Here is a 17536-nt window from a genome sequence, read left to right on the forward strand (position 1 = left end):
CAGAATCGGCCGGGAACATTGGCATAACGACCCCTCTGGGTACAAGTCGCGAAGCCGTCATATCTCCTGTTTCTTTTCGCTTAACAGGCGATAGGCCCAAATCACCAGACGAAGCCGTTCTTCGGCCTCCTTGTCGCCGCCGTTGGCGTCGGGATGGTGGATTTTCACCTCTTCTTTGAACCGCTGCTTGATGTGGTCCTCTGAGGCGCCCGGTTCGACCTTCAAAATGATCTCGGCCTTGCGCTCGTCGGGCAGGGAATTGGCCCTTTCTTCGTCGCTGCGTCCGTTGGTGCCGCCCGCCTCTTCGCCATCGACAAAACCATAGGGGTCGTCGATGCGCTCGTTCAAAATTGCCTCGCGCCAGGCGCGCGTGAAGGCCTCGCGGTCGGCTGGGCGCCAGGTTCTGCGGTGCCAATAGAGGTCGGCACGCTGATAGGCCTCGATTTCGTCGCGGGACCAGCCCTCGAAGTAGTTCCAGGCCTTGTTGAACTGGCGGATGTGCTCCAGGCAGAAGTATTGGTATTGCCGCAGATTGTCGCGAGACAAGGGCGCCTTGAACTCGCCGATCTCGTTACAGCCGGCCCAGCTGCATCGCCTGGTCTCCGTGTCGACGGGGGCGACCGAGTTGATGTCAATCTGTGGTTTGGCCTGGCTCATGGGCGAAGTATGGTGACGCACGCCAAGCCTGACAAGGCACACGGGCGGCTTTGACCACGGAGACTGCCATGCGCGTCGCGCAAGCCATTGAGCAAAAGCTGAAAGCGGCGCTGTCGCCTGAACATCTTGATATCGTTGATGAATCCCATCTTCACGCCGGTCATGCCGGTGCCCGGCCGGAAGGCGAAAGCCATTTCCGCGTCACGATTGTCGCCGCACAATTCCGCGGTCTCGGACGGGTTCAACGGCAACGGATGGTTTACCAAGCCTTATCGGAAGAAATGGCGAGCGACATTCATGCTCTGGCGCTCGTCACGCAAACGCCGGAAGAGGCGTCCAGTTAAGTCGGTCCCTGTGAGTCCGGCCTGGTTTCGTCGCTGGCGGCCTTGCAGGGCTCGCCCGTGAACCAGTCGGGATACTCATGGGCGACAACAGGTCCGTCGCTCGCCCAGGCATGACAACCGTCGATGACGAACGGTTTGCGCCCGCTTTCTTCCGCCTCTTCGCGCTTCTTGCTGCGTTTGCCGTACATCGTCTGAATTGCCACGGTCGCCATGCGGCCCAGCATCTCGCGCATGTGGGTGCAACCGTCGGTGCCGCCCAACAGCGCGCGGACGCGGCGGTTCCAGCCGGTGCCGATACGCTCGCCGATCAGCTTCTTGTGGGTCGGCGCGATGTGGCTGCAGATGGCAAAGGGCGTGTAATCCATGGCCGCCTGGACATCGTGAACGACGAACTCTTCGTCCAGTGTCAGGCGCAGCCACATGCCATGGATCGGTTCGCCGGCTTCGATCCGGCCGCGATCCCGGTTGTCGAAGCCATAGGTCTTCACGTCCGTCAGATGGGCTTCGATGTCCCACAGGCCGTCATCGCGCTCATAGCCCTCACAGACGATGGTGCGGTTGTGCATCAGACGACGTGGCGCCGGTTCTGGCAGAGGCATGCCGGTCTCCAGTTATTGTGCGCTGCAGCATAAACCCTTGCCGGAAAGCCGCGCAAGCGGCGTCAGGGTGTGCCCGCCACCCACCATGCCAAGGGGATCAGACCCGGCAAAAGGACCAGGACGGCCACGGTCGAGATCACGATGTAGCTCGCCACCTCGCCCGGTGAGCGATCGAAGCGAACCGCCATTAGGTAGTTGAAGACCGCGCCGGGCATGCAACAGGCGATCATCACGACACCCAGAGCCAGGCCTTCGAGGCCGAGCACCCAGCCGATGACGAAGGCGAGTCCAAGGCCGACGCCGACGCGCAGCAGGGCGAGGATGAGCGGTCTGACGAACCGCGTGACGTGCATGCGCGACAGCGAGACGCCGAGCATCACCAGCATCAGGGGAATGGTCATGCCGCCCAGAAGCTCGGTCGCGTTGATCAACCACACCGGCGGCGCCGTGTCAGTCAAGGTAAAGGCGAGCGCCAGGGCAATGGCGTAGGGGTGCGGCGTCTTGACCATCATCAGCGGAGAGGGCTGCGCCGACATCAGCCACATGCCGATCGTGAAGAACAGGATCGATTGCGTGGCGAACATGATCAGCGCCAACTCGAGCCCTTCTTGTCCGAACGCGAACAGGCTGAGCGGCAGGCCGAGATTGCCGAGGTTGCCGAAAACGAGGGGCGACAAAAAGACACCGCGCGGCAGGTCCAGCACCCGCAACATCAATGGACCGATAACGATGAAGCCGCCCATGATGAAGATCGACGCCAGCGCCATGCGGCCGAGTTCGCCTGGTTCGATGCTGAGTGTCGACAATGTCGAAAAGATCAGGCACGGCGTGCCGACGTTTAAGATCAGCTGACTGGCCGCGCCCGGGTCGACCGGTTTCCCGTGTTTGCCCCAGACGACGCCGATGAGAATCGCGACGACAACCGGAACAAGGACAGGTACGAGAGCAGCGATCATGATCTCATCGGCACATGAGCGCCATTCACAGGAGAGACGTCTTCGCTCCCTCTCCCCTTGAGGGAGAGGGCCGGGGTGAGGGGCCGCGCGCTAGCGCGTAACACAATTGAAGACGCTGCCAATGGAACAAACTTCCCCTCACCCAGCTTCGGCTAGCGCGCTATCGCGCGAAAGCCTACGCAACCCTCTCCCTCAAGGGGAGAGGGGGTTTCGTCGATTATGGATCATACACAACAGCTGTTTGGACATCAGGCCGGCGTTTCATCATCGCCGTTCAGTGTCTCTTCCAGGGGCGTCAGCTTCAATTCGGTCAACTGATTACGCTGACGACCAGTGACCTCGAAGCGGAATCCATGGAACACGAAATTCTGGCCGACCTCGGGGATCTGCCGGGCTTCGTGGATGACCAGGCCGGCGATGGTGTTGGCCTCGTCGTCGGGCAAGTTCCAGTCGAATTCGCGGTTCAGGTCGCGGATGGTCGATGTCCCGTCAACGGTGAACGATCCGTCTTCCGACACCGCGAAATCCTGGATGTCCTCGTCATACTCGTCCTCGATCTCGCCGACGATTTCTTCAAGGATATCCTCCATGGTGACGACACCCATCAAGGTGCCGTATTCGTCGACCACCAGCGCGAAGTGGGCGTGGCGCTCACGGAAGTTGGTGAGCTGTTCCGACAGTGTCGTGGTGTCGGGCACGAACCACGGCTCGCTCGCGATGTCGACGATCGCAAGGCCCTCGGTGCGGCCTTCCGAACGGCGGAGCTCGCGCAGCAGGTTCTTGGCGTGCAGCACGCCGATAATGTTGTCGGGCTCGTCGCGCCACAGTGGAATGCGCGTATAGGGGCTGGCCAGGATCTCGTCGATCAGCTCGTCAATCGGACCGTCAGCGTCGACGGTGATCAGCGAGCGCCGGTGAGTCATGACCTCGCCGACCTCGACCTGACCAAGGTCCAGAATGCTGTCGAGCATGTCGTGCTCGTCCTTGACCAGTCCGCCTTCGTGTTTGTAGAGCGCCAAGGCGCCTCGGATCTCCGCTTCCGATGTCGCGCTACCGTCGCTGTCGCGCACGCCGATAAGGCGGAAGATAACGATGACCAGCCACTGAACCGCGGACGTGATGGGCGCAAGGACGCGCACCAGTACGCTCATGACCGGTGCGATGGTCAGGGCAAAGCGCTCGGGTTTGCGGATCGCCAGGGTTTTGGGCATGACCTCGGCAAAGACGACCACCAGGGCGGTCATCACGATGGTTGCGTAAACAATGCCCGCTTCGCCGAACAACTGGCTGAACGCATAACCGGCAAGCGTCGAGGCAAAAATATTTACCAGGTTGTTGCCGAGCAGAATGGTGCCGATCAGGTGCTCGCGATCGCCGATCAGCCGCGACACAAGGCGGGCGCGGCGATTGCCCTCGGTCTCCAGGTGGTGGATGAGCGACCGGTTGGCGGCCGTCAACGCGGTTTCGGAACCAGAAAAGAACGCCGACAGGATGATCATGAAAAAGATCACCACGACGGCTGCTTCCACTATCGGAACCATGATCGGGTCTCGTTCAGTCGGTGGGTTGCAGGGAGCCGGAGAGCAGCGTTCAAGAGCTGCCGTCCGGATTGGCGAGGCGATCCGCCAGATAGCCATTCATGTCGATCAGATCGACATCGCGACTCAAAAACGCCTGGCCGATGCCTTTAACAAGGACAAAAGTCAATTGTCCGTCCTTGACCTTCTTGTCCTGCATCATGTGAGCGGTGATGCGCTCGGCATCCCACGCGATGCCGTCGATCTCACCGGGGTGGGTGGGTAGGCCGACGGCGGCGAGGTGCCGGCGAACGCGGGTTGCATCGTCATCGTCGCACAGCCCCATCTTCGCGGAAAACTCGAACGCCATCACCATGCCCAGCGCGACCGCTTCGCCGTGCAGCAAAGCGTCTGAGAACGAGGCTTCGGTCTCCAGGGCATGGCCAAAAGTGTGGCCAAGGTTCAGCAAGGCGCGTGCGCCTGCTTCAGTCTCGTCGCGGGCGACGACATCGGCCTTGGCGCGGCAGCTTGTCTTCACCGCGTGATGCAGGGCCTGAATGTCGCCATCGACAACCGCCTTGCCGTTGGTTTCGAGCCAGGCAAAAAATTCGGCGTCGCCGAGCAGGCCGTACTTGACGGTCTCGGCATATCCCGCCCGCAGTTCCCGTGGCGGCAGCGTCTTCAGCAAGCCGAGGTCGGCGATCACCAGGCGCGGTTGATGAAACGCGCCGACAAGGTTCTTTCCCTGGCGTGTGTCGATGCCCGTCTTGCCGCCGACGGAGCTATCGACCTGGGCCAGCAGCGTTGTCGGTATCTGCACGAAGTCGACGCCGCGGCGCAGGATCGCGCTGGCGAAGCCCGTGAGGTCGCCGATCACCCCGCCGCCCAAAGCGACGACGATGTCGCTACGCTCGACACCCTCATCCAGCATGGCGTTCAACAGCCTTTGGAGATGATCAAAGTCCTTGGTCTTTTCGCCGGGCGGCAGGGTGAACGTGCGATGACTGATGCCCGCACCGTCGAGCGCCTCGTGCAGCGTCGGCAGGTGGCGGTCGGCGAGGTTGCGGTCGGTGACGATGAAAACGGCGTCGCGCTGCAGCACAGGCGCCAGCAGCTCGGGCGCTTGATCCAACAGGTCTTCACCGATCACGATCTTGTAGCTGCGCTCACCAAGCGCGACGTCAACCTGGTCGAACGTACTCATGCTTGTTCCTTCATCGCCTCCAGGGCGGCAACGATCCGTTCGACCACGGCCTCATGCGGTCCGTCGTCGCTGTCGATGACAACATCGGCCAGCGCGTAGATCGGGTAACGCTCATCCATCAGCCGCTGCATGATCTCACGCGGGTCGCCGGTTTTCAGCAGCGGCCGGTTGTCGCGCCGGGTCACCCGGCTGACCAGGAGATCCAGGTCGGCGCGCAGCCAGACCGAGATCGAGCGCTTGGCGATACGCTCCCGTGTCTTCTCGTTCATGAAGGCGCCGCCACCGGTTGCCAGTACCTTCGGCTCGCCCTGCAGTAAGCGGGCGATCACGCGGCTCTCGCCGTCGCGAAACGCCGATTCCCCGTGGCGTTCGAAGAACTCCGGGATGGTGCAGCCGGCCGCGGATTCGATCTCGTGATCGGCATCCATGAACGGCAGGTTCAGGCGGGTCGCCAGACGGCGGCCCACCGTCGACTTGCCGGCGCCCATCAGACCGACCAGCGTGACGGTCTTGGGGAAGGATTGTGAACGTGATTTGGTCAAAACGGCCCGGATGGATTAGGAGATCAGGGCGCCGCCATGTCGTGGACTGCCGTACAAGCGCCATGAAGCGACGATAGCACAAAGTTTTCTTAACCGCCCATTTCAGCTACATTATGAGGCCATGGGGATCTTCACAAAACTCTTCCTTTTGCTTGTGGTAATCATTGTCGTCGGGGGTGGCACCTTCCTCATGACATGGGACATCCCGCCGCCGACCGCCACGGTTGAGAAAACCATTCCGGATGACCGCTTCACAAATTAGCCGGCTGGCCCTGGCCGTATCCTTGTGTTTGTTGTGGCCGACCGGCGCCGTTTGGGCGCAGTCGGACAGCAACGAGCCGCTGTTCATCATCCCCGGTTTTGACCAGGAAAGCACGGGCCAGGGCGCGCCGGAGACCACAGTGGCGCCGGAGGTCGAAATCGAGGCCCTGACCGCGCCAAGCGGCGGCGGCGCGGGCACGTTGGACGCCGAAACTGGCGGCCTGCCAAGCGACATGTGGCGCGATGCCGATCCTGCGATCGCCCAGGCGCTTCTTCCGAACATTCCGACGGCGACCGATTCCGCCGCCATGAACCGGCTGGCCGGCCGGTTGTTGCTGTCGGCCGCCGAGCCGCCGCGCGCCATCGACCCGGCCGAGTTCCTGGGCTACCGGGTCGACCGCCTGGTCGCCCTGGGCCGTGGCGAGGACGCCGAGGCCCTGTTGAGCAGTGCCGGCAACCTGACGCGCGAGCCGGCGGTCATGGGCCCGCGCATCAACCAGATGCTGCTGGAGGGTGATGTTGCCGGGGCTTGTCCGTTGATCCGCGAGATCTTGCGCGCCGATGACGGGGTCTATTGGCAGGAAGCCATGATCTTTTGTCAGCGGATCGATGGGCAGGATGGCCAAGCCGACCTAGGCTTGAGCCTGCTTCGCGACCAGGGCGCCGATATCAGCCCGCTGTTTCTGAGGCTCGACCGCGCGGTTCGCGGCGAGCCCGGCGCGACGCTGGACTCGCTCGCCGATGTCAATCCGCTGCTGCTTGCCATGGCGCTCCAGGCCGATGTCGCGATCCTTCCCGCCGCCGTCAGCGATGGCGAACCCGCTGTTCTGGCTGCGTTGGCTCAGGATCAGGATCTGACCCTCGATACAAGGCTGCCGGCCGCCGAGATTGCCGTGGCGCAGGCAGTTTTGGACCCCGCCGAGCTCGGTGCGATCTATGACCAGGTGACCTTTACCGATGTCGAGCGCGCCAACGCGTTGAGCACCGCCCAGAAGATCGGCGGCCCCAAGGGACGCGCGCTGCTCTACCAGGCGGGCCAGACCCAGCCGAGTGAAACGGCGCGGGCGGAGGTTTACCGCGCGCTCCTGGCCAACGCCCTGGCCGATGGCGGTATCGTCAGTTACGCGGCGATCGCGCGCGTCATCGCACCCGAGGTGTCGACGTTGCGCTTGACGCCGGAACTGTCGTGGTTTGCCGGCGACGCCGTCGCGGCATTGCTGGTTGCGGGCGACCCGGAAGCGGCCGCGCGCTGGTGGCCGCTGCTGGAGGACCGCGCACGCTCCGACGGGACGGCGCTGGCCGAAAGCCAGTCGCTTTGGCCCCTGATGCGCATGGCTTTCGGCGAACAACTACCCGATGACGGCGAACGCATGAAGGTGTGGTGGGAGCAGATTGCCGCGGATACCGAAAGCGACCCCCGTGCGCGTGGCGAGATCTATGCCTCGCTTCTGACCGGACTGGACGACGAGGCCGTCGATCCCTTGCTGCCGGAGCTTCTGCTTGGACCGCAGGAAAGCCGCGAGGCCGTGCAGAAGACCGTACTGATCGATGCCATGATCCGCTCGGCAAGCACGCAGCAGGTTGGTCAGACCGTTCTGGTCGCCCTGGTCGTGTTGGGCGATGGCGGTCCCTCTGGCGCCGATGCCGTGACGCTTGGCGCAGTGGTCTCGGCGTTGCGCGAGGTCGGGCTGGGCCAGGATGCCCGTCTGATCGCCCTGGAGGCGGCGTTCGCCAACGGCGCCTGAACCATGACAACAAACGAACCCGCCGACCGGACCCGGGGTATCGAGACCTTCCTGGAAATGATGCTGGCTGAGCGCGGCGCAGCGTCCAACACGGTTGCCGCTTATGAGCGCGACCTCGTCGATGCCGCCGGGTTCCTGGCGCGCCGGAAGGTCACGCTGGCCGATGCTGGGACCGAGGATTTGCGCGCCTATCTGACGGCTCTTAACCGGCGCGGCAGCAGTGCCAGCACGGCGGCCCGCAGGTTGTCGTGCCTGCGTCAGTTCTTCCGCTTTCTCTATGCCGAGGGTGAGCGCACGGACGATCCCAGCGCCGCGATCGAGGCGCCGCGCCGTGGCGCTTCGATCCCCAAGGTCTTGAGCGAGCAGGATGTCGATGCGTTGCTCGCGGCGGCCCGGTCGGGCGAGGGCGCCGACGGTCTGCGCCGCCAGGCTGTCATCGAGCTGCTCTATGCGACCGGCCTTCGGGTTTCCGAACTGATCGCCCTGCCGGCCTCCGCGGCGGCCGACGACCGGCCCTATCTCGTCGTGCGCGGCAAAGGCAACAAGGAACGCCTGGTGCCCCTCGGCGGGCCGGCACAGGATGCGGTCGCGGCATGGCGCGCGGCTTCTGACAGCGGCGCGCCCTGGCTCTTTCCGTCGCGCGCCGCCAGTGGTCACATGACCCGCCAGACCGTCGGCAACATGTTGAAGGATCTGGCGCGCGAGGCCGGCATCGATCCGGAACGGGTCTCGCCCCATGTCATGCGCCACGCCTTTGCCAGCCATCTCCTGGCGCATGGCGCCGATCTGCGGTCGGTCCAAAAGCTCCTGGGTCACGCCGACATATCGACAACCCAGATCTACACCCATGTGCTAGAAGAACGTCTGAAGCAGGCGGTCGCCGAGCACCACCCGCTAGCACGGGCTTGACAGGCGGGGGTTCCTAAAGGCATTGGAGCGCCCAAATCAGGGGTGAGCCCACCGGGAGGATTTGATGAGCTTTACCATCGTCGAGCAGGCGCCGGCGCGCCTTAACCGCAGCGAACTGGCCGTGCCGGGCAGCCGTCCGGAGTTGTTTGAGAAGGCGGCCAGCGGCGGCGCCGACGTGATCTTCCTGGATCTGGAGGACGCGGTCGCGCCGGACGACAAGCCGCAGGCGCGCAAAAACGTCATAGAGGCGATCAACGACATCGATTGGGGGTCGAAGACCCTGTCGGTCCGCATCAACGGGCTGGACACCCACTATATGTACCGCGACGTCATTGACGTCATCGAACAGACCGGCGACCGGCTCGATCTCTTCATGATCCCCAAGGTGGGCACCGCCGCCGACGTCTATGCCGTCGACATGCTGGTGACCCAGTGCGAGGACGCCAAGGGCCGCACGAAGCGGATCGGTTTCGAAATGATCATCGAAACCGCGCTAGGCATGGCCAATGTCGACGAGATCGCCGGGGCCAGCAAACGTAATGAAAGCCTGCATTTCGGCGTTGCCGACTATGCCGCGTCGACCAAGGCGCGCACCACGGTGATCGGCGGCCCGAACCCGCTCTATGGCGTTCTGACCGACATCGATGGCGATAAGCCGCGCGACTATCACTGGGGCGACATGTGGCACTACGCCATCGCGCGCATGGTGGTCGCCGCCCGCGCCAACGGGTTGCGGCCGATCGACGGGCCGTTCGGCGACTTCAAGGATCCCGACGGGTTCCGCGCCCAGGCCAATCGCGCCTCCGTGCTGGGCTGCGAGGGCAAGTGGGCGATCCATCCGTCCCAGATTGATATCGCCAACGAGGTCAACAGCCCCTCGGAAGCCGAGGTCGAGAAGGCCAAGCGCATTCTGGAGGCCATGGCCAAGGCCCAGAAGGAAGGCCAGGGCGCGGTCTCGCTTGACGGCCGGCTGATCGATATCGCGTCGATCAAGCAGGCCGAAGTCATGGTGCGCAAGGCCGAACAGATCGCCGGCGCGGCCTGATCCCGGAAACGGCCAGGGCGCCACAGCCATGCAGCACTATCTGGACTTCGAGAAACCGATCGCGGAACTTGAAAGCAAGATCAAGGAGCTGCGCAAGCTGTCGGACGGCGACGGCGTCAACATCGTCGACGAGGTCGCGCGGCTGCAGGGCAAACTCGACCGTCTCCTAAACCAGACCTACAGCAAGCTGACGCCGTGGCAGAAGGCACAGGTCGCGCGCCATGCCGACCGGCCGCATACGTCCGACTACATCGCCCACTTGATCGACGATTTCGTCCCGTTGGCGGGCGATCGTTTCTTCGGCGAAGATGCGGCGATCGTCGCCGGGCTTGGATCGTTCCGCGGTCAGTCGGTCGTGGTCATGGGCCACGAGAAGGGCGCCGACACGGCAGATCGGGTGAAGCACAACTTCGGTTATGCGCGGCCTGAAGGCTACCGCAAGTCTGTGCGGCTCATGAACTTGGCCGACCAGTTTCGCCTGCCCGTTATCTCGCTGATCGACACCGCGGGCGCCTATCCCGGCATCGGTGCGGAAGAGCGCGGCCAGGCGGAGGCAATCGCACGGTCGATCGAGACATCGCTGCAACTGGGCGTGCCGTTCGTCGCGGTTGTCATCGGTGAAGGCGGGTCGGGCGGCGCTATCGCGATTGCCGTTGCCGACCGCGTCTTGATGCTGGAGCACGCGATCTATTCGGTGATTTCGCCGGAAGGCTGTGCATCGATCCTGTGGCGCAGCGGCGATGAAGCGGCGCAGGCCGCCGAGGCGCTGCGCATGACCGCCCAGGACCTCGACAAGCTGGGCGTGATCGATGAGGTGATCGGTGAGCCGGTCGGCGGCGCCCAACGCGATCCTGAGGCCCAGATTGGCCGGGTCGGTGATGCCATCGCCCGGGCCCTCGATGAGTTGAATGACGTGCCCGCCGGCGAGTTGGTCGCGCGCCGGCGCGACAAGTTCATGGCCATGGGCCACAAGAGCCTTAGCTAGGTCTCATTCATCGGCGTTTGCGGGCGACGACGAAGGCCTCGTTGACAAACTCCAGGCCTCGGTTCTTCTCAAGCACCTTGCGTGTCTCAGTCAAATAGCGGGTCGACGACATCGCCTGCTGTAACTCGGCATCACCGATCTGGGCGACGTAGACGGCGGCGTTCCATGCGGCCAGAAGGGGCGATGTGCCAATCGAGCCGGAGAGTTCCTCCGGCGAGAGCTGGAGTTCGAAACGGAACTCGGCCTCACTCGCGCGCTGCTTCAGGAACTCGAGATCGGGGCATTCGTCACCGATCTGACGTTCGAGTTCCTTCAACAGCTCCTGACGCGGTGTCGTGAAGACGTCATCGCGCGGCCACACCCGGCGGATGATGTCCATGCCCGATCCCTTTGGCGTTGACTGCACTGTGATCATGCGTCCGCCTGGCGCCAGGGCACGCGCAAGCGGTGCCAGCACATTGTGGACCTTGATCTCGGCCGGGAGCCGCGAACGGTAGGGCTGCGATGCGATAACAAGGTCGTAGCCCGGATCGAAGCGGCCGGGATCGGGGATTACATCGCTCAGCGCGAAACTCTGATCAGCTCGGTAGAGCACCAGAACGGACGGCTCGACATAGAGCGGGTTGCCGGTCTTGTGGCTCGCTGTCGTCTGCCAGCAGCGTTCGACAAAGGCGGAGAGTTCATGGACCTGTTTGTCGTATTCGTGTGCTGTGTTGCCGGCGAGTTGGACTTCGTGCCAGTTCACCTTGTCGCGCATCGTCTCGCGGTTGGGAGAAAGCCATGGCGCTTCCGAATAGAACATGTTGGTCAGGACGACGACCGTGCGCGGGTGTTCGGCGAAACGATCGGGCAGTTTTTCGAGGCTGACGCGCAAGTTCTCCGGGTTGGATTCCTTGCCGACGACCAGGAATGGGATATCCGGCATGCGATGGTGCATGCGCCGCATGACGAGCGAGAGAACCGTCGCGTCGCCGACACCGGCGTCAAACAGCCGGAAGGCCGGTGGCCGGGCGCGCACATGACCGACTTCAGCGCCGATGCGTTCAGCTGTTACCTGCTTCTCATTACAGGTGGTGATGAACAGCAGATACTTTTCGCGGTTGTCGAAGAACCGGAACGGACGCGCGGGTTTCTTCGTTTTGGTCAATGAACCGCGGTCGAAGCCCCGGCGGCCTGCTCGAGCTTGCCGTGACAGTGTTTGTACTTCTTGCCCGAGCCGCACGGACATAACTCGTTGCGTCCGACCTTGCCCCATGTCGCGGGGTTATTGGGATCGCGATCTTTGGGATCGACACGGCTGACTGCCTGACCTGCTTGCCAGGCCAAGCGATCTGATGGCGCTGTCTGTGCGGGTTGACCGGTTTGCTGGGCAAACGCCGGATCGCTGCGGCTTTCCTGCATTGGACGGGACGGCTCGCGTGGCGCCAGCTGATCGGCATCGGCGTCGACGCGAATCTCGATATGCATCAAAACCTGGGTGACGGACTCGCGAACATTGTCGAGCATGCGGTCGAACAAGCTGAAGGCCTCGGCCTGATACTCACGCAGCGGATCCTTCTGTGCATAGGCGCGCAGGCCAACCGCCTGACGCAGATGATCGAGCGAATGGAGGTGGTCACGCCAGCGCTGGTCGATGATCTGCAACAACAGGCTCTTTTCCGCCAGGCGCATGACCTTTTCCGTATAGGTCTCTTCTTTCTTGGCGTACTTATCGTTCGCGGCCGTCAGGATGCGCTCGCGGACTTCCTCATCCGCGATGCCTTCTTCCTTGGCCCACTCGGCAACCGGCAGGTTAAGACCCAGAATGCGGTGGACCTCTTCTTCCAGAGACGCTGTCTCCCACTGCTCGGGATAGGCGTCAGGCGGAATGCAGCGTCCAACCAGATCCTCAATGACCTGCTCGCGCATCTCGCCAATCGTCTCAGACACTTCCTCGGCGCGCATGAGGTCGCGGCGTTGTTCGTAGATAACCTTGCGCTGATCGTTCATCACGTTGTCGAAACGCAGCAAGGTCTTGCGAATGTCGAAGTTGCGGGCCTCGACTTTCGCTTGGGCGCGCTCGATCGCCTTGTTGACCCAGGGATGGGTGATCGCCTCGCCTTGTTCCAGGCCGAGTTTCTGCAGCATGCCGTCCAGGCGTTCGGACCCGAAGATGCGCATCAGGTCGTCTTCCAGCGATAACAGGAAGGTTGAGGCGCCGGGATCGCCTTGACGGCCCGAACGGCCTCGCAGCTGGTTGTCGATGCGCCGGCTCTCGTGACGTTCGGTACCGACGATGTAAAGGCCGCCGGCCCCAAGCACCTTTTCGCGTTCCGCCTCGACCTGGGCGGAGATCTTCTCCGCCGTCGCGCGTGCCTTGTCATCATCGGCATCGGCATCGCCGACCTCGTGCGCGATCAGCATCTCTGCGTTGCCGCCGAGCTGAATGTCGGTGCCCCGACCGGCCATATTGGTCGCGATCGTCACGGCGCCGAAACGGCCGGCCTGGGCGATGATCTGCGCTTCCTGCTCGTGATAGCGCGCGTTGAGAACGTTGTGCTTGATCTTCTTCTTTTTCAGGATCGCGGCGATCATTTCCGACCGCTCGATACTGATGGTGCCGACCAGGACCGGTTGGCCGCGCTTGTGGCAGTCCTCGATCAGCTCGACGATCGCGTCGAACTTCTCCTCGGCCGTCCGATAGACCTCGTCGTGGGCATCCTTGCGGACCATCGGTTGATGGGTCGGGATTTCGACGACGTCCAGGGTATAGGTGTTGGCGAACTCGTCGGCTTCGGTCATGGCCGTGCCGGTCATGCCGGCAAGCTTGGGATAAAGCCGGAAGTAGTTCTGGAACGTGATCGAGGCCAGCGTCTGGTTCTCGGTCTGGATCTTGACGTCTTCCTTCGCTTCCAGCGCCTGGTGCAGACCATCCGAATAGCGCCGGCCTTCCATCATGCGGCCGGTGAACTCGTCGATGATGACGACCTTGTCGTCCTTGACGATGTAATCGACATCGCGCGTGAAGAGCTTGTGGGCACGCAGCGCTTGATTGATGTGATGCACCGTCGTGACGTTCTCGATGTCGTAGAGGCCGCCTTCGGTGATCAGGCCGGCGTCGACCAGGAGTTTCTCCACATGCTCGACACCGCTGTCGGTCAGGGAGACCGCCTTTTGCTTTTCGTCTTTCTCGAAATCGTCATCGCCAAGCTGAGGAATGATGCCGTTGACGCCGCGGTAGGACTCTGACGAGTCCTCAGCCGGGCCGGAAATTACCAGCGGCGTCCGCGCCTCGTCGATCAGGATACTGTCGACCTCGTCGACGATCGCGAAATTGAAGTCGCGCTGCACCATCGAGTCCAGCGAGAACTTCATGTTGTCGCGCAGGTAGTCGAAACCAAACTCGTTATTGGTGCCGTAAGTGATATCGGCGGCGTATTGCTCGCGCCGCTGTGCATCCTCTAGGCCCGGCACGATGCAGCCCGTCTTCAGGCCAAGCGCGCCATAGACCTCGCCCATCCACTCGGCATCGCGCCTGGCCAGGTAATCGTTAACGGTGACCACATGGACACCCTCGCCGCCGATGGCGTTGAGGTAGACCGGTAGCGTGGCGACCAGGGTCTTGCCCTCGCCGGTCTTCATTTCAGAGATCGCGCCGTTATGCAGCACCATGCCGCCCATGAGCTGGACGTCGTAGTGACGCTGACCCAGGGTTCGCTTGGCGGCCTCGCGTACCGTCGCAAAAGCTTCGACCAGCAGGTCGTTCAGGCTTTCGCCACCCTCCAGGCGGCCGCGGTATTCCTCGGTTTTTGCGCGCAGTTCGTCGTCGCTCAGCCTCTCGAAATCCGCTTCCAGCGCATTGATGCGCTCAACGGTGTTTCCGTATTTGCTTAGCAGACGTTCGTTGGCGGAGCCGAACAGGCGGCGGGCGAGTGCGCCGATCATAGAATCAATCCGTTCCTGACCGCGGTTTTGAGCGGGTCGCGCATGACGCCGGACACATAAGGAGCAGAATGCACGGTGTCAACGCCAAGCACCAGGTCGCGTAGTTGTGCTGTGATGGCTATTGTCTGCGACACGGCAATGTGATCTGTAGCGCCCGAACGACCGGAGCGCCCCGAAACCGGTGGTTGACCGGCCTCCAGACAAGGAGAAAACCTGATGCCGTTACGCTTTGTTGCCTGCCTGTTCCTCTTGTTGGGCGTTTCGCCCGCGTTTGCTCAGGACGAGGGCAACGACGTTGTCGCGCGGGTGAATGGCATGGAGGTTACCCGCGACGATGTCGCGACGGCCATCCTGCAGCTGCCGGCTGAGTACCAGCAGGTGCCCATGGAGATCCTGTGGCAACCGATTCTTGACCAGGTCATCGATCGCAAGCTCCTGGCCGAGGCCGCCGGCGAAAGCGGTCTCGACGAAGGCGAGGAGTTTAAGCAGCAGATCAATCTGATGCGCGAGGAACTGTTGCAGCAGCTCTATCTTCAGCAGCAGGTCGATGCCGGTCTGACAACAGAAGCGCTGGATGAGGCTTATGAACAGTTCGTGGCCGATTTTGAGGCCGCTGGTGCCGGCGAAGAGGTTCGGGCGCGGCACATTCTGGTCGACTCCGAGGATGCGGCCAACGAGGTGATCGAGCGTCTTGATGACGGCGAAGATTTCGCCACTGTCGCCATGGAGACCTCGATTGGGCCATCCGGCCCAGACGGCGGCGATCTCGGTTTCTTCAAGAAAGAAGACATGGTGCCCGAGTTTGGCGACGCCGCCTTCGCGTTGGACGCCGGCGACGTATCCGGCCCGGTCCAGAGCCCGTTCGGCTGGCACGTCATCAAGGTCGAAGAGCGGCGCACGGCGCAACCGCCGGCGATGGAGGAAGTCGCCGGGGATCTGAGCAATCTGGTCGCCCAGGACCTGATCACCGAAGAGATCGAGCGGCTGCGCGCCGATGCCGATATCGAGCTGATCGAACCGCCCGCACAGGATGAGCCGGAAGGCGAACAGGAAAACTAGCCGCCGTCATGGCCAAGCATCCCAAGGTCGCGCTGTCGCCCCTGGCGCCGGCGCGCTTTCCTGACCTGCTGCCGGTCCAGGGGGTCAGCTTGGCGTCTGGCCATTGCGGCATTCGCGGCACGGGCACGTCTCTTGACCTAATGCTGGCGGTTTTTGACAAGGGAACCAGCGTAGCCGGTGTTTACACGCGCTCCAGCACCGCTGGGGCGCCGGTGCGCTGGTGCCGCCGCATCCTGCCGAACGGTCAGGCCCGCGCGCTGGTCGTCAATTCCGGCAACGCCAATGTCTATACCGGCAAACCAGGCGATGACGCGGTGAAGGCGACAGCAACGGCCATGGCGAAGCTCTTGGGCACCACGGCCAACCGCGTCCACGTCGCCTCGACCGGCGTCATCGGGGAACCGCTGCCCGTCGAAAATGTCATCGCCACCCTGCCTAAACTGGCGAAGAAACTCGATCCCAGGGCGTGGAAGCCGGCGGCCGAAGCGATCATGACGACCGACACCTATCCCAAGGGGGCGACACGTCAGGTCGAGATCGACGGTAAGACGGTGACGATCACCGGAATCGCCAAGGGCTCCGGCATGATCGCACCGGACATGGCGACCATGCTGGCCTATGTCTTCACCGATGCCACGGTCACCGCGGAGATCCTGCAGTCCCTGCTGCAGTCCGCAGCCGACAAGTCGTTCAACTGCATTACCGTCGACAGCGACACATCGACCAGCGACACCCTGGAGATGTTCGCGACCGGCAGGGCCGGCCACACACCGATCGATAACCTGCGCGACCGGCGGTTGAAGCCGTTTCGCGCCGCCCTCGACGACCTCTGCCTGGACTTGTCGCACCAGGTCGTGCGCGACGGCGAGGGCGCCCAGAAGTTCATCGAGATCAAGGTGGAAGGCGCGCGTTCGGCATTGTCGGCACGGCGCATTGGTCTTGCCATCGCCAACTCGCCCCTGGTCAAGACGGCGATCGCCGGCGGCGACGCCAACTGGGGTCGGATTGTCATGGCGGTCGGCAAGTCAGGGGAAGATATCGCGGAGACCAGCCTGACCATTCATGTCGGCGGTCATCCGGTCGCCATCAACGGCGCGCCGCCCGCCGACTACGACGAAGCGCCGGTCGCCCGTCACATGGCCGGACGTTCGATCGCGATGTCCGTCGATGTCGGCATTGGGCGCGGCCAGGCGACGGTGTGGACCTGTGATCTGACTCACGGCTATATCGAGATCAACGCCGACTACCGGAGTTGACGTTAGCCGTGCGCGACGGCGCCGATTGAAAAGCTAGCCGGTCTTTTTGACGCAGTAGTTTACGGCGTCCATGAAGGTCTGGTTCGTCGTCAAAACGTCCGACTCGTCGGCGCCGGCGGCCAGGCGCTCAGAGATCTCCTCTGAGACCTGAAGATACTCCTTGAGCTGCATGTTCTTTTCGATCTCTGTCACAAAGCAGCGGCAGTACTGCTTCATCCATTTCGAATTGTCGTCGGCGATGCAGCTGTTGTAGTCCATCTGGAGGTATTCCGGCGGGATCGGTTCCGCCTTCGCGTCAAACGCCAGGAAACCCGATACGACAACGAGAAGACCGGTCATAGCGAACCCGGCGGTGTGCCGCCCATATGCCCGTAGCGTTGCGCTTGTCGCCATAAACATCGCTGTCCCCGTTTCTGCCCGTGGGCTGATCGTCCCAAGTGTGTTGCGCCATCAAACAATGTGCAATGCGAATCGTCACACCTGGCGCTTGCCTCCCTGGCGCGGGACTTTGCGCCGTTGCGGCCATGCTCTAG

At 62.8% G+C, this 17536-nt stretch carries 16 protein-coding genes; 7 read left to right on the forward strand and 9 right to left on the reverse strand.

Going from position 1 to position 17536, the window contains the following annotated elements; genetic code table 11:
- Positions 1 to 57 precede the first annotated feature (57 nt).
- Entirely contained in the window at positions 58 to 657 is a 600-nt protein-coding gene (locus AAF563_07435) for a DnaJ domain-containing protein (protein ID MEM7121089.1), read from the reverse strand.
- Between the two features lie 68 nt (positions 658 to 725).
- Here AAF563_07435 and AAF563_07440 point away from each other — a divergent pair, with 68 nt between their 5' ends.
- Positions 726 to 1001: a BolA family protein gene (locus tag AAF563_07440; GenBank protein ID MEM7121090.1), complete on the forward strand. Its 276-nt coding sequence runs from the start codon at positions 726 to 728 to the stop codon at positions 999 to 1001.
- On the opposite strand, the gene AAF563_07445 is transcribed toward AAF563_07440, so the two are convergent.
- The 5 genes from AAF563_07445 to AAF563_07465 all read right to left on the reverse strand — a co-directional run bounded on the left by AAF563_07445 (position 998) and on the right by AAF563_07465 (position 5819).
- A complete protein-coding gene (locus AAF563_07445) occupies positions 998 to 1600 on the reverse strand; it encodes a DUF2889 domain-containing protein (GenBank protein ID MEM7121091.1) in 603 nt (200 codons plus the stop codon). The two genes, AAF563_07440 and AAF563_07445, sit on opposite strands and share 4 nt — an antisense overlap.
- Positions 1601 to 1662: 62 nt before the next feature.
- On the reverse strand, positions 1663 to 2556 hold the full coding sequence (locus tag AAF563_07450) for an AEC family transporter (GenBank protein MEM7121092.1): 894 nt from the start codon (positions 2554 to 2556) through the stop codon (positions 1663 to 1665).
- A gap of 248 nt (positions 2557 to 2804) precedes the next feature.
- The gene (locus tag AAF563_07455) at positions 2805 to 4097 is read right to left on the reverse strand and encodes an HlyC/CorC family transporter (protein MEM7121093.1); all 1293 of its coding nucleotides are present in this window, start codon (positions 4095 to 4097) and stop codon (positions 2805 to 2807) included.
- A 49-nt stretch (positions 4098 to 4146) separates the two neighbouring features.
- Entirely contained in the window at positions 4147 to 5277 is a 1131-nt protein-coding gene (gene aroB, locus AAF563_07460) for a 3-dehydroquinate synthase (GenBank protein ID MEM7121094.1), read from the reverse strand.
- Positions 5274 to 5819, reverse strand: a complete 546-nt coding sequence (locus AAF563_07465; protein ID MEM7121095.1) for a shikimate kinase — start codon at positions 5817 to 5819, stop codon at positions 5274 to 5276. Before AAF563_07465 ends, aroB begins: the two co-directional genes overlap by 4 nt.
- Positions 5820 to 6061: 242 nt before the next feature.
- On the opposite strand from AAF563_07465, the gene AAF563_07470 reads away from it, so the two are divergent.
- The 4 genes from AAF563_07470 (at position 6062) to AAF563_07485 (ending at position 10764) form a co-directional block, all read left to right on the forward strand.
- Positions 6062 to 7825, forward strand: a complete 1764-nt coding sequence (locus AAF563_07470) for a hypothetical protein (GenBank protein MEM7121096.1) — start codon at positions 6062 to 6064, stop codon at positions 7823 to 7825.
- A 3-nt stretch (positions 7826 to 7828) separates the two neighbouring features.
- Positions 7829 to 8734 carry a site-specific tyrosine recombinase XerD gene (locus tag AAF563_07475; protein MEM7121097.1) on the forward strand — a complete coding sequence of 302 codons (906 nt, stop codon included), beginning with the start codon at positions 7829 to 7831 and terminating at the stop codon, positions 8732 to 8734.
- A gap of 64 nt (positions 8735 to 8798) precedes the next feature.
- The gene (locus tag AAF563_07480; protein ID MEM7121098.1) at positions 8799 to 9779 is read left to right on the forward strand and encodes a CoA ester lyase; all 981 of its coding nucleotides are present in this window, start codon (positions 8799 to 8801) and stop codon (positions 9777 to 9779) included.
- Positions 9780 to 9807: 28 nt separating this feature from the next.
- Positions 9808 to 10764: an acetyl-CoA carboxylase carboxyltransferase subunit alpha gene (locus tag AAF563_07485; GenBank protein MEM7121099.1), complete on the forward strand. Its 957-nt coding sequence runs from the start codon at positions 9808 to 9810 to the stop codon at positions 10762 to 10764.
- Between the two features lie 7 nt (positions 10765 to 10771).
- Here AAF563_07485 and AAF563_07490 read toward each other — a convergent pair whose 3' ends face one another.
- Both AAF563_07490 and secA read right to left on the reverse strand, forming a co-directional pair.
- Positions 10772 to 11911, reverse strand: a complete 1140-nt coding sequence (locus tag AAF563_07490; GenBank protein ID MEM7121100.1) for a hypothetical protein — start codon at positions 11909 to 11911, stop codon at positions 10772 to 10774.
- Entirely contained in the window at positions 11908 to 14688 is a 2781-nt protein-coding gene (secA, locus tag AAF563_07495; GenBank protein ID MEM7121101.1) for a preprotein translocase subunit SecA, read from the reverse strand. The genes AAF563_07490 and secA overlap by 4 nt, the downstream gene beginning before the upstream one ends.
- 216 nt (positions 14689 to 14904) lie before the next feature.
- On the opposite strand from secA, the gene AAF563_07500 reads away from it, so the two are divergent.
- A complete protein-coding gene (locus tag AAF563_07500; protein ID MEM7121102.1) occupies positions 14905 to 15747 on the forward strand; it encodes a peptidylprolyl isomerase in 843 nt (280 codons plus the stop codon).
- An 8-nt stretch (positions 15748 to 15755) separates the two neighbouring features.
- Entirely contained in the window at positions 15756 to 17003 is a 1248-nt protein-coding gene (gene argJ / locus AAF563_07505; GenBank protein MEM7121103.1) for a bifunctional glutamate N-acetyltransferase/amino-acid acetyltransferase ArgJ, read from the forward strand.
- 33 nt (positions 17004 to 17036) lie between these two features.
- Here argJ and AAF563_07510 read toward each other — a convergent pair whose 3' ends face one another.
- Positions 17037 to 17342 carry a hypothetical protein gene (locus tag AAF563_07510; protein MEM7121104.1) on the reverse strand — a complete coding sequence of 102 codons (306 nt, stop codon included), beginning with the start codon at positions 17340 to 17342 and terminating at the stop codon, positions 17037 to 17039.
- Positions 17343 to 17536 lie beyond the last annotated feature (194 nt).

The organism is Pseudomonadota bacterium, from assembly GCA_039028155.1.
Taxonomy (GTDB): Bacteria; Pseudomonadota; Alphaproteobacteria; order SP197; family SP197; genus JANQGO01.